At 34.6% G+C, this 12,566-nt stretch carries 15 protein-coding genes and 3 pseudogenes; 10 read left to right on the top strand and 8 right to left on the bottom strand.

The genetic code is table 11. The features are described 5' to 3' along the window. Positions 1-11: 11 nt before the first annotated feature. From OOK85_RS02390 to OOK85_RS02375, 4 genes are all read right to left on the bottom strand, one after another. Entirely contained in the window at positions 12-632 is a 621-nt protein-coding gene (locus tag OOK85_RS02390) for a helix-turn-helix domain-containing protein (protein ID WP_264704138.1), read from the bottom strand. Between the two features lie 434 nt (positions 633-1,066). Continuing rightward, positions 1,067-2,014 carry an IS110 family RNA-guided transposase gene (locus OOK85_RS02385; RefSeq protein ID WP_264703801.1) on the bottom strand — a complete coding sequence of 316 codons (948 nt, stop codon included), beginning with the start codon at positions 2,012-2,014 and terminating at the stop codon, positions 1,067-1,069. 391 nt (positions 2,015-2,405) lie between these two features. After that, positions 2,406-3,314 carry a WO male-killing family protein Wmk gene (wmk, locus tag OOK85_RS02380; RefSeq protein WP_264703800.1) on the bottom strand — a complete coding sequence of 303 codons (909 nt, stop codon included), beginning with the start codon at positions 3,312-3,314 and terminating at the stop codon, positions 2,406-2,408. 128 nt (positions 3,315-3,442) lie between these two features. Beyond that, complete coding sequence (locus tag OOK85_RS02375) at positions 3,443-3,565, bottom strand: hypothetical protein (RefSeq protein WP_264703798.1); 123 nt, start codon at positions 3,563-3,565, stop codon at positions 3,443-3,445. A 66-nt stretch (positions 3,566-3,631) separates the two neighbouring features. Here OOK85_RS02375 and OOK85_RS02370 point away from each other — a divergent pair, with 66 nt between their 5' ends. From OOK85_RS02370 to OOK85_RS02340, 7 genes and pseudogenes are all read left to right on the top strand, one after another. Continuing rightward, positions 3,632-4,384 (top strand): IS5 family transposase, encoded by a 753-nt coding sequence (locus tag OOK85_RS02370; RefSeq protein ID WP_264702259.1) that lies wholly within the window; start codon positions 3,632-3,634, stop codon positions 4,382-4,384. 19 nt (positions 4,385-4,403) lie between these two features. Further along, a pseudogene (locus tag OOK85_RS02365) lies at positions 4,404-4,718 on the top strand (phage tail tape measure protein); the annotation flags it as partial. Beyond that, complete coding sequence (locus OOK85_RS02360) at positions 4,718-5,074, top strand: phage tail protein (RefSeq protein WP_264703797.1); 357 nt, start codon at positions 4,718-4,720, stop codon at positions 5,072-5,074. The pseudogene OOK85_RS02365 and the gene OOK85_RS02360, both read left to right, overlap by 1 nt. Further along, positions 5,071-5,280: a tail protein X gene (locus OOK85_RS02355; RefSeq protein ID WP_264703796.1), complete on the top strand. Its 210-nt coding sequence runs from the start codon at positions 5,071-5,073 to the stop codon at positions 5,278-5,280. The genes OOK85_RS02360 and OOK85_RS02355 overlap by 4 nt, the downstream gene beginning before the upstream one ends. After that, the gene (locus OOK85_RS02350; RefSeq protein WP_264703794.1) at positions 5,281-6,216 is read left to right on the top strand and encodes a contractile injection system protein, VgrG/Pvc8 family; all 936 of its coding nucleotides are present in this window, start codon (positions 5,281-5,283) and stop codon (positions 6,214-6,216) included. Positions 6,217-6,272: 56 nt separating this feature from the next. Continuing rightward, positions 6,273-6,797, top strand: a complete 525-nt coding sequence (locus OOK85_RS02345) for an ankyrin repeat domain-containing protein (RefSeq protein ID WP_264704136.1) — start codon at positions 6,273-6,275, stop codon at positions 6,795-6,797. A 47-nt stretch (positions 6,798-6,844) separates the two neighbouring features. Continuing rightward, positions 6,845-7,060, top strand: a complete 216-nt coding sequence (locus OOK85_RS02340; RefSeq protein ID WP_264703792.1) for a hypothetical protein — start codon at positions 6,845-6,847, stop codon at positions 7,058-7,060. On the opposite strand, the gene OOK85_RS02335 is transcribed toward OOK85_RS02340, so the two are convergent. Continuing rightward, the gene (locus OOK85_RS02335; protein ID WP_264703789.1) at positions 7,061-7,582 is read right to left on the bottom strand and encodes a phospholipase D family nuclease; all 522 of its coding nucleotides are present in this window, start codon (positions 7,580-7,582) and stop codon (positions 7,061-7,063) included. On the opposite strand from OOK85_RS02335, the pseudogene OOK85_RS02330 reads away from it, so the two are divergent. Next, positions 7,581-7,787, top strand: a pseudogene (locus OOK85_RS02330) (patatin-like phospholipase family protein); the annotation flags it as partial. The gene OOK85_RS02335 and the pseudogene OOK85_RS02330 overlap by 2 nt on opposite strands. Positions 7,788-7,805: 18 nt before the next feature. Here OOK85_RS02330 and OOK85_RS02325 read toward each other — a convergent pair. Continuing rightward, entirely contained in the window at positions 7,806-8,558 is a 753-nt protein-coding gene (locus OOK85_RS02325) for an IS5 family transposase (protein ID WP_264702164.1), read from the bottom strand. Positions 8,559-8,634: 76 nt separating this feature from the next. Between OOK85_RS02325 and OOK85_RS02320 the strand changes: the two are divergent. Further along, positions 8,635-9,360 (top strand): annotated as a pseudogene (locus OOK85_RS02320) (patatin-like phospholipase family protein); the annotation flags it as partial. Further along, a complete protein-coding gene (locus OOK85_RS02315) occupies positions 9,360-9,986 on the top strand; it encodes a hypothetical protein (protein WP_264703787.1) in 627 nt (208 codons plus the stop codon). The pseudogene OOK85_RS02320 and the gene OOK85_RS02315, both read left to right, overlap by 1 nt. A 46-nt stretch (positions 9,987-10,032) precedes the next feature. Here the strand turns inward: OOK85_RS02315 and wmk (OOK85_RS02310) are convergent, their stop codons facing one another. Further along, complete coding sequence (wmk, locus tag OOK85_RS02310) at positions 10,033-10,989, bottom strand: WO male-killing family protein Wmk (protein ID WP_264703785.1); 957 nt, start codon at positions 10,987-10,989, stop codon at positions 10,033-10,035. Between the two features lie 170 nt (positions 10,990-11,159). Beyond that, the gene (locus OOK85_RS02305) at positions 11,160-12,365 is read right to left on the bottom strand and encodes a hypothetical protein (protein ID WP_264704134.1); all 1,206 of its coding nucleotides are present in this window, start codon (positions 12,363-12,365) and stop codon (positions 11,160-11,162) included. Positions 12,366-12,566 lie beyond the last annotated feature (201 nt).

Raw genomic sequence — 12,566 nt, 5'->3', positions numbered from 1 at the left:
TCTTAATCAAATCAATTCATTTTTGGATACTCACTCAACTCATCGGCAGTTAGGCCAGTTACTCGCAAGATAATATCAATCGCAACACCTGCTTTAACTAGATTTTTCCCAATCTTGATTTTCTCTGCTCTTTTAACCTTTTCCTTAATAACTTTCATACTTTTAGACAGAGTTTTAACCAATGTGCACAATCTCTCTGCTTTATTACTCTCATCTTTTTTTATCTTTTCAGGTAGTAAAACCCTTACTTTCACTGATAAAGCCTTTGCTATTTCATATAATTTGTCAAGTGGAATTTCAACGCACCCTTGCTCATAGTCGTGTATTTCCTGACGTGTTACACCTATTTTATTCGCTAAATCTTCTTGTGTATAACCACGTATCAACTGTATGATTTCTATCCTCTGTCCTATTGTATAGTCTATAGAATCAATAAGAACTTTCTTATTGCAAGTAGGTAGGTCCGTTGCCTGCAAGATAATACTAACAGAGATATCCTCTTTAACTAGATTACTTGATACTTCCTCTATCACTTCTTTTCTGCTGCTTTCTTTGTAAACCTTGGCAAATTCAATTAATGAGCAAATTGCTTTACGTAATTCCTGATCCTCAATTTTTTCATATATTCTCATCAAGCTTAATATTCTTTCTGCCTCACCTTCAAAGTAACAGTCTTCATTTAGTACTTTTGGTTCAGGTAGGAGATCTCCAGCATTAACTGATAATGCTTCCGCTATTTTATATAATATTTCAATTGAAATGGAATTGTACCCTTGTTCAAGGTCATGTATTTCCTGAGGTGTTACGCCAATTTTATTTGCTAAATCTATCGTAGTATCAACTATGTTTTTTTAAATTTTTTGAATTTAGTCTTATTACAACTCTTGTTTATAACTTTGTATTTTTATTCAATTAAAAAATGTATTTTTGGCAACAAAAACCCTAGTTTACTACAGAAAGAAATTTATATCAAACAACTACCACTGCTTAGACCGTATGGTTGATGAATATGTGCTTTAAATTTGTGTGGGCGCACATATTCATCAACCTATTTTCTATACAGATTTTAAAAATTTACGTTGACTGCTTCTTTAAGTCTTGCATTAGCAATCACTATAATTTTACGCATTAGAGCTGTTATAGCTACCATCTTTTTTTTACCTCTACCAATGAGATCAGAATAAAAAGCACCAAGTACAGATTTAGACTTTGCAGCAGCCATAGCAGCAGTAAAAAGCTTTGCACGAACATTGCTTCTACCACCTGTTATCCTTCGGTAACCAATAGTTTTACCGCTTTCTTTTGGATGCGGGGCAACTCCAGCAAGACTTGCAACTTCTTTTTTGTTTAAGTAGCCAAGTTCTGGCATCAGGCATACAAAATCTTGAGATAACTTGATACCTATTCCCGGTACTGTTCTAAGTATTTTTTGGCGCTTTTGTAACTCTAGATTTTCATCAATGATTTTTTGTATTGCATTATTGATCTCATTTATCTGACCGTTAAAAAAGTCAATGGTTTTTTGGCAACTTTCTTTTATATGCTCGTTTTCAGGTGCTTTCAGTCTACATTTCTCTTGAACTCTCATTTGTGTAATGTCATCACGTCGTTGACAAAGTGCAGCCAAAGTTGATTGTTCTGTAGAGGTAGGTACAAATAGAGAGATAGTTCTATGGCGTTCAAATCCATATTGAGCAAGAGCTCTTGCATCTGATCTATCAGACTTTGCTAAAGTTCCGTGAGATAAAATAAAGCTTTTTACTTTACGAGTATTAGCTCGATGCACGGCAATATTTTTGTCGGTAAGAAAATGTGATAAGCCAAGCTCATATTTCCCTGTATTTTCTAAAGTCACTAAAGCATTAGGTAGAATATCTGAAAACTCTTGAAATAATTGTTGCCAACCAGAAGCATTATTATCAAATTCGACAGCATTCTTCTGTTTGTGAATTGCAACGACATTTTTAAATTTTCCGATGTCAATGCCAATAAAATTTTGATAAGATGTAACCATAATAAACCTCGATAGTTTTAGTTAATTTAAGATTGTAAACGGGTGCATATATATGTCCCAAGCAACTATTCAAACGTATCGAGAGATAGGGCTAGCGTACCTTGATACCAACGGTTGTAATACCAATTTCCTTTCGGTCGCGCACGCCCGTGATAGCCCTATTCCTAGTGAGCAGGGTTATCTTTCTCTCTTATCTCTTTTATATCACGTTTTTAACTTACAATATTCTTGTTTTAACCTGCAAATCTCGATTTCTTGCCCTACTTTATAGTTGATAGAGTCTATATACTCTGGTTTATAGTAGCCTCTAATAGCCGCTTTTCTTGTAGAAATAAACATATCTTACCTATAAAATATACTTGAAAGTGTTTGTGGGTATTAAATAAACTTTTCATATAATTGCTTGTGAGACAATATCAATAGAAATTCCTAATCTAATTAGATTACTTGCAATTTCGGTTTTTTCCTCCTTCTTAACCTTTTTCTCAATAATCTGCATACCTTCAGACAAGGATTTGATCATCTCATAAAGTTCGTTGCGTAATTCTTGATCATCAATTTCCTTGTATTCCTCTATTAAGCCGTGCAGTTCATCTTTTGCCTCAACTTCTTCTATTTTTCCTAACAGTAAAACTGCTATGTTAACTGATAATGCCTCTGTTATCTTATATAATCTTTCAAGTGGAATAGCTATCTTTCCTTGTTCGTAGTCGTGTATTTTCTGAGGTGTTGTACCAATTTTATTTGCTAGGTCCTCCTGAGTATATTTTCTCATCAGCCTTAGCTTTTCTATCCTTTGTCCTATCCTGTAGTCTACAGAATCAGTTTTTTCCTCTTCATTATTATATTCGTTAACAGCTAAGCCTGTTGCTTGGGAAATTATTTCAGCAGAGATCCCTACTTCAGCTAAATTCTTTGCCACCTCTATTCTTGCCACTTTTCTAATGCTCTCTTTGCTAGCTTGGGCAGATTTGATTAATGAATAAACTACATTACGTAATTCTTGATTCTCAACTTTCTCATATTTTTCTACTAGATCTAATACCTCTTCTCCTTCAAGGCAACTTTTTTCATCTGATATTATTGTATGTTCAGGAACAAGATCCATAATGCTCACTGATAACACCTCTGCAATGCTATATAACCTTTTGATTGAAATTTTACGTTTCCCTTTTTCATAGTGGAGTATTACCCAGTATTTTACACCGATTTTCTCCGCCAACTCCTTCTGAGTATACCCCTTTGCTAATCTACAACCCCTTACTCTTTGTCCTACTTCATAATCAAAAAGGGCGGTCACTTTCTTCCACAGAAAAATACACTATTACAGGATTTTTTGTTATAGCTCAACTTTACTGCGAAATTTTCCACCACCTAACCCAATTTTATGAATTGGTGGAGAAGAAAAAACTTTCTCCTCCAGTTAGTCTAACGTGCTTTAAAGGTTTCTTCACTACCTCTACTTACTCTATCTACCCAAGATGACGAAGACAATAATTCACTTTCGGTATTCCTTTCACTCAAAAAGCCGCTTCTAGGCTCTGTGGACAAAAAATATGAAAAGAGAGAAAAAGATGGTAGTTTAGCCTAATAGGTAAAAAATGGAGAAACTACCATATGCAATATTACATCAAAGAGGAAAATTGGAAACAAATTTTAGAGTTCATAAAAAGCGTAAAAGGAATGCACAGCAAAGATGAAAAACGTTTAAGAATATTCATAGAGGCAGTGTGGTACATAGTGCGAAGTGGTTGCCAATGGAGACTTTTACCAAAAACTTATGGTAATTACAGGAGTATACATAAGCGATTTAAAAGATGGTGTGAAAGAGATGTCTGGAAAAAATTGCTTGAATATACTAAACAAGAGCCTGATTTAGAAGTTGCTATAATCGACGGTACGATCATCCGAGCCCATCCATGTTCATCTGGATATACAAAAAACTCCAAGGATCAAGAAGCTTTAGGGAGGAGCAAAGGTGGCTTTACAACTAAAATACATGCGCTTGTCGATGCACTTGGAAATCCACTTAAATTTACTCTGACTCCTGGTCAAAGAAATGAAATTACGCAGGCACAAGTGTTGACCGAAAGTATCTATAACTCTACTGTAGTAGCTGACAAGGGCTACGATAGCAATGCCTTTGTTACAAGTCTTGAAGACAAGGGATGTACAGTAGTTATTCCGCCAAAACGGAATCGAAAAGTGCAAAGGTATTACGATGAGCATATCTACAAAGAACGTCATTTGATTGAGTGTTTTTTTGGTAAAATTAAAAATTTTAGGCGCATTTTTTCCAGATTTGATAAAACTGCTGAGGTTTTTATGGGTTTTCTCAATTTTGTTGGAGCTCTTGTATGGCTTCTCTAAAATTTTGTCCACAGAGCCTAGTGAAGATAGAAATGTTTTTAGTAAAGGAAATCCTTTATTGAATAATAATGCTTTTAGTGGAGTTTCAAATAGTAGAACGAATATTATTGAAAGTGTGATTACAGAAAAAAGTTCTGCAGGAGATAATTCAGAGAAAGTTTTAAAAGACTGTGAAAAGTGTGAACAAAAAATTTTCAATCAAACTTTTACATTTAATATAAGTATAAAAGCAGAACCTAACCAAGATGTACGTAGTCTTGCTGATACAGTAATAAAAAGAATAAGAGAAAAATCGCGTGACGTTCTGTTTGATTCAATAGAACCGATTTACTAATGCTATCACTTGGTCAACATAAGCTTTCTCCAACAAGTGTAAGGTACAGTAAAGAAAATCGTTGGAGTACTATTGAGTGTATTGGCAAAATACCTTCATTACAAAATATTGGTCAAGGTACAGAAAATATAGATTTAGAAGGAGTAATTTATTTACATAATCTCAATGATTTAAATCAATTAAAAAGTATGAAAGAAGCTGAGAAAAATCAAGAACCAAGTATCTTAGTAGACAGTTTAGGAAATGTTTTGGGAAGATTTGTTACTGTGCGGTTAGAAGAAAAGCAAACGTCGTATTTTCCATGTGGATTACCAAAAAAGGTTGAATTTAGCTTAAGTTTAAGGAGTTATGTATGACAGTACATTATATAGCACGAGAAAATGAAATGTTGGATTATATATGCTTTAAACACTATGGACATAGCTCTGGAGCAGTAGAAATAGTATTGGAAGAAAATCCTGGACTTGCAGATTATGGAAGTTTTTTGCCTGCAGGATTAAAAATTAAGTTACCTACAATACAAGAGCAGTTGAAAAAATTGAAGTTAAAAGTGTGGGAATAAATGAAACCTGAATTTAGTATCGAAGGAATAAAAGATCATGTAATATCGGTGCATCTTACTGATGAATCTGGTACTATAGATGATGTCGCAGAGGTATATGTTGATCATGGCAATGAAAATGTAGAAGTTCCAAATGAATTGAACATAGCACTAGGTTATAAGGAAACGGGAATCTTTCCAATGGGTATATATACAGTCAACGAAGTTACTATACAAGGCCCACCTAAAACTCTACTAATAAAAGCTCATGCAACAAATTTAAGAATATCTTTGAAGGCAAAAGTATCAAAAGAATGGCACCAAATTACCATAGAAAACTTAGTGAAAGAAATAGCTCAAAAACATGGATATGGACATAAAGTTGCTGAGGAATTTAAGAATGTATTGATACCCCATATTAATCAGGCAGATGAAAGTGATATAAGTCTGTTAACAAAGATCGCAACAGAGCGTGAAGCAATGGCAAAATTAGCTGGTGGGTATATATTGTTTATTTCAAAGAATATGGCAAAATCAGCCACAGGAAAAGCTTTAGGAACAACGACTATTAGACCTCAAGACACGATTAATTGGAAAGTGCATTTTACCGTACGTGATAAGTATAATTCAGTAGTGGCAAAGTGGCATAGCTATGAAAAGGGTGAAACTATTAAAGAAACAGTTGGTAGTAGCGAGCCAAGTTATATTATGCTAGAAATCTATCCAAATGCAGAGTCAGCATTAAGTGCAGCAAATGCCAAGTTGAAACAATTGAAGCGTAACAATGAAACTTTAGATATAACTATGCCTGGTAATCCAGAGTTATTTGCAGAAGCAAAGCTTAATCTTATAGGTTTTAATCAAGCGGTAGATGGTGAATGGATAATTAATAGAGCGGAACATGCTTTAAATAGCTCGGGTTACCTTACTATGTTGTCAGCATCTTTGAGTAAGTAATGTTAAGAAAAAAATGAGTAATGACCTGTTTAATATGAAGAAACTATGTGCCAAATATGAAAAAAATAAAGTCTAATAAAAAATATAAATTACATTTCGCATGGTTCGCACTATTAATAGTATGTGTTGTTATTACATATTGCTATCAAAAATCTAAAGCTACAGATAATTACAAAACAATCTTACGCATTGCTTCTGAAAATTGTAATCTAGATGTAGTAAAGTTTTCAGTAAAGAACCTATTGAGCATTAACACACAAATTCCTAGATTAACAGCGCTACATTGTGCAGCAGAAGGAAAATGTCTAGAATTAGTAAAATTTCTAGTGAATGAAGGAGTTGATATAAATGATACAGGTAGATATAAAGGATGGACAGTATTACATTCTGCCGCATACGGAGGCAATTTAGAGATAGTTAAGTTCTTATTAGAAAGAGGTGCTAATCCTAATATTAGAGATACAGATGGAAAAAACCCTCGGGATGTAGCTGTAATAGAATCAAGGCACAACAAAGATAAACCTTACAGAGAAATTATTAAGCTACTTGCAAATGCAGAGGAACAGCATAAATCAAAATAGTAGTTACTAAAGTAGCTATCCATAATAAATTCACATTTTAAATCATTATGCAAAAGCAAAAAATCCCAATTACAGTAATTGTAACGATGTTAATACAGACCGTAGCAACAATTTGGTGGCTTGCCAAGCTAGATTTACGGGTTCACATGCATGATAAATTTATAGAGCAGAACAACGAATTGACCGTTACGGTATATCGTCTGGAAGAGCGGGTAAAAAATCTTTCTGAGGAATTGGACGAATTTAAAGCTGATTTTAAGTAATTATTCTTCTACTTTTGGTGTATAAGGATCAGATTGAGATTTACGATCTTTCCAGTTTTCGATGTATTGCTCAACTAATGTAGGGTCTCCTGTTATAATCAGTAGATTCTCAGCGTTTTTTTTCTGTGCGGCGCCAGAGAAATTGAAAGATCCGGTTATGATTTTTTGCTCATCAATAATCATAATTTTACTGTGTGAAATTGCAGGTTTATAGTCTATGTATATCGGGATTTTTTGATGAAACAGTTCATTAATAACACTATACTTTGAGTTAACTTGCGATTCGTCGAGAATAACCATGACATCAACTCCACGCTTTTTAGCTTGAACTAAGGATTCAGCAATAGACTTTGAGGTAAATTGGTATGCCTGGACCAACACGGATTTTTTAGCATGATCCACGGAATCAATTATTAGGTTGGTGCAATTTTCTCTAGGAGTGAAACATACAGTAATACTTGGACAAGAAACACAACCTGATAAAAGCAAACAAGTTAAAAAAATCAATAAATATCTAAACATGGCCAAATATATTCTTTCAGTCGACGGTGGAGGCATAAGAGGAATAATACCAACAATAATATTAGCAGAAATAGAAAAAAGAACAAGAAGAACTATAGCTGAAATCTTTCACTTAATGGCAGGGACCTCAACCGGTGGAATTGTTGTAGCGGGATTATGTAAAAAAGATGAACGGGGAAATCCCCAATACTCAGCCAACGACCTAGGCTCTGTGGACAAAATTTTAGAGAAGCCATACAAGAGCTCCAACAAAATTGAGAAAACCCATAAAAACCTCAGCAGTTTTATCAAATCTGGAAAAAATGCGCCTAAAATTTTTAATTTTACCAAAAAAACACTCAATCAAATGACGTTCTTTGTAGATATGCTCATCGTAATACCTTTGCACTTTTCGATTCCGTTTTGGCGGAATAACTACTGTACATCCCTTGTCTTCAAGACTTGTAACAAAGGCATTGCTATCGTAGCCCTTGTCAGCTACTACAGTAGAGTTATAGATACTTTCGGTCAACACTTGTGCCTGCGTAATTTCATTTCTTTGACCAGGAGTCAGAGTAAATTTAAGTGGATTTCCAAGTGCATCGACAAGCGCATGTATTTTAGTTGTAAAGCCACCTTTGCTCCTCCCTAAAGCTTCTTGATCCTTGGAGTTTTTTGTATATCCAGATGAACATGGATGGCCTCGGATGATCGTACCGTCGATTATAGCAACTTCTAAATCAGGCTCTTGTTTAGTATATTCAAGCAATTTTTTCCAGACATCTCTTTCACACCATCTTTTAAATCGCTTATGTATACTCCTGTAATTACCATAAGTTTTTGGTAAAAGTCTCCATTGGCAACCACTTCGCACTATGTACCACACTGCCTCTATGAATATTCTTAAACGTTTTTCATCTTTGCTGTGCATTCCTTTTACGCTTTTTATGAACTCTAAAATTTGTTTCCAATTTTCCTCTTTGATGTAATATTGCATATGGTAGTTTCTCCATTTTTTACCTATTAGGCTAAACTACCATCTTTTTCTCTCTTTTCATATTTTTTGTCCACAGAGCCTAGTTGAGTTTTACCAAAAGTACGGAGCATATATTTTTAAATCTTCATTTTTGAGAAGATCGATATTTTCTTGGCTTAATTGCGCACAATACCCACATAAAAATATTGAATTTGTACTGGATAAATATTTTGGAGAGGATATTCTAAAAAATACATTAAGTAAGGTACTGATAACAAGTTATGATATTAACAACAACTATCCTTTCTTTTTTAAGAGCTGGGGAGAAGATAGAAATTTTATCAAATTGAAAGATGCATTACGAGCTACAACTGCAGCACCTACTTACTTTGCACCTAAATATCTTAAAATCGACCAAAAGGAAATGGTATTAGTGGATGGAGGGGTATTTGCAAGTAATCCAGCGGCTTGTGCATATGCAAGTGGTAAGAGGTTATTTCCAAATGATGATATTCTACTGTTATCGATAGGTACTGGCAGAACAGATAGAAGCATAGAGTATGCCAATTCAAAGAGATTTGGAAAAATAGGCTGGATCAAGCCACTACTGAATATGATGTTTGCTTCAAGTTTAGATGCAGTGAACTACCAGCTCGATCAAGTTATAGGTAGTAAGTATTTAAGAATACAGTCACAGCTAAAAATAGCATCACCTGACATGGATAATATTACATCAAAAAATATCAAATCTCTTCAGCAAGAGGCAAAGGCAATGATAGAGGACAACCAGGAAGTAATAGATAGATTCTGCAATATTGAATGATGCCAAGCAAACTAAAGAAATTATACCACAAAGCAAAGAAAGGTTTAAAAAACATAATTTCGCCCAAAAAACATGCTAAGGGGCAAGAAGCTAAAACTTCAAACGATAAGCCAAAACCGCTCTCTGAAATTGTGATGAAACCTAGCCTATGCTCGAAAGTAACCTCTAAAGCAAAAAAAGATAAAAAAGGAATAAAAGAAAAAATAAAAAGCTTTAAAATAAAGAAAGCAAAACCCGTAGAAAAAGAGCTGAAAAAGGGTGACATATTCAAAAAAGGCTTCAAAAAGCTAAAAGGGAAAATAAAAAGCCTAAACCCCATAAAGTCCAAGAAAAACAAGATAATCGGGAGCAAAAGACTAGCATTTTTACTAACATCTGCTACAATCGTGGCAATTTTACCAACATTCAGTTTAGCTCCCTTGCCAGCATTAGCGGTAACTTCTGCTTGTGTTTTCAGTATAAACTTTATCGCAGTCAAAACATTGATGAAGTTTATCAAACAACGCAAATTAGCAACAGAATCTAAAGAAGTAGCCGAACCAAACAAGCCGGAAGAGGAAATTCAAGATGTATCGGTTGAACCAGTAAAAGAAAAAGCCGCAAGCAAAATTTCAGAGAAATCTTAAATAGATTAACTATCTTCATCTATATCATAATATATTATATAAATTATCATAGTTTTAATTCCGTTGGGAGCGTAAGTTGCGCAATTTCCTCAACAGTCAAGCTAGTTATTGAAGAAATAGCATCAGCAGAAACACCTAGTATAAGTAGATTATTTGCTACTTTGATTCCCTCTATTTTATCAATCTTTTCTTTGTAAATTCGCTTTCTTTGCAATAGAAATTCTACCCATATATCCAGTTCATCTTGTGATTCTTGAGTGTTAATTTTTTTTAACTCTCTCGCCCAGCTTAATAGCTCTTTTTCTCCTTCACTATCTGTATCTTCGTCTTCACAACAGTTTTCTTCCGTTACCAGATCTTCAGCACTCACTGATAATTTTCTTGCTATTTCCCATAACCTCTCACCGAACATGGTGCTTCCTTGTTCATAGTAATGTATCTGTGGACCTCCTATACCAAGCTCCTTCGCTAATTCCTCTTGAGTATATCCCCGTATTATCCTCCACTTTTTCATTCCATCCCTTTTGTTGGAACGCTTAGAACTTTTTTCTTCTTTATTTTCATATTCATCAACTGATAAGCCTGTTGCTCGATAGATAATATCAGCATCAAATTCTAACTTGAGCATATTTTTTGCCATTCTTATTCTTGCTGCTTTTATAGCACTTTCTTCCTCAGCTCGGATAGATTTGGTTAATGCGTAGATTGCCTTGCGTCCCCTTGTTTTTTCTATGAAATTGGACATCCATTGAGTCTTATCACAACAACGATTTTCTTTGAGTACTTTTTGTCTAGGAAGTAGATCACTAAAACTAACTGATAATGCGTCTGCTATTGCTTGTAACTCTTCATCTGGAATGCCACATACCCCTAGTTCATATCTTCGCAGCGTATGATAGTTTATACCTGTTTTGTTTGCTAAGTCTTTTATGGTATATTTTCTTTTTAACCTCCAGCTTCTTACTTTTTGCGCTATTTTGTATCTTATAGAGATATTTGCCATGCTGCAACGGTTTTACAGAAATAAACATGTATACCCTGTTAATAGGCTTTTTGCTATAACCTACTTTGTCAAAAGATTAAATTTAGCTTATGTTTATTGGAAGAGCTCGGCTTGGACTGCGATTTATATAAAGCTTTTACGCAGTCCAATTTGAGAAGGAAGTCCTTTGTTTAACGTTTCCTAAATGCTTCTTGGCTACCTCCACATGTCCTATCCACCCACGACAGTGTTTCACTTGAGTGATCCGCCCTTATCTCCTCTTTGGCCTGCTCTTTACTCCACATGCCACTTCTTGTGAAACTTCCTCTTTCTACAGCTTCTTTGACTGTCGCTCCCCCAAAGAGGCAACATTTTCCTATTATTTGACCTCTTTTTTGTAGTTCAGACCACATTTCTTGGTTTCCCACTCTTACCTGTACTTGATAGCAGTTTTTTACATCATGGTACAATATAATATTTAGCTTGCCAACACTTGTAGGAAATTCTAACACGACTGAGCTACTCTCTGATACATCAATGTAGTTTCTCTCACCTCCTTTCTCAGTTCTGACTTCAATTTCACTATTGCCCATTTTTATAATGTTACTTCCTAACCCTTTGTCTAGACCTAAATCTCTTGTGCCTTCTAGTACCTTGGCAACCTCTATTTTACTATCCTCAGAGAATTCCATAAAAAATGTTTTGTTGTCCATTTCCACGTCTATTACGGCTCCTCTTTGAACAGCACTTTCACCGACTTTCCTTAGTTCTTCAAGTCGCTTATCTATCTGTGGCTGCACTTCCGGTTGCAGTTCTTTATAAATTTCACCTAACAGTTTATTCTGCAACAGATTGTCATGAAACTCTGCTCCTCTTAGTATTAATTTACTCATTATCTTTTTCTGATCACCTTTTTTGAACTTGTGAAAATGCATACCCAGTATTACATACTCAGCAAAGCTCCGGCCTCCCTCATCACACCCATTCATCCTCATTCCAGCAGCTATTGTCTCATCTACAACTTTGTTCAGCTCACTTGGATTTTTTGCTGTTACAATTGCACTTTTTAATCGGCTCAACTCTTTACTTTCCCTTGCACTTAGCTTTATTTTTTGCAAGCCTGAGGTAAATGGATTTAAATTTTCTGGATAATCTTCTTGATTACTTGCTGGTTTTGTACCATAAATACGGTCAAGTCCTTCTTCGAAGTTTATTTGGTTTTCGCGACCATCTCTACTAGGGGAAGGCATTGTACCTCCAGGATTCTGGTTATTAATTTTGCTCACAAAGTTAGACGGTTGTATATCAATGCCCTCAAGAGCACTAAATATTTTGCCCAATAACTTGCGGTTAATATTGAACTTACGATTCTTTTTATTTGGGTCTTTTCGAACCATTGTAATTTTTTTACTAGCCATATAAGCCTCCTATATTAAGCATATTATCTAAGTCTATAGCGCAATTTATTGCTTTACTATTAACTTAATATACAAATATTAGAAAGATCTTGTATAGTTTGCAACTATTTATAACAAAAGAATAGAGCTTTTTGGGCTTTTATTCGTTTATTATAACTTAATATGCAAGCTATACAAAGA

The sequence above is a fragment of the Wolbachia endosymbiont (group A) of Volucella inflata genome (assembly GCF_947250665.1).
GTDB lineage: Bacteria > Pseudomonadota > Alphaproteobacteria > Rickettsiales > Anaplasmataceae > Wolbachia > Wolbachia pipientis.
This window is presented reverse-complemented; position numbering and strand designations above follow the sequence as displayed.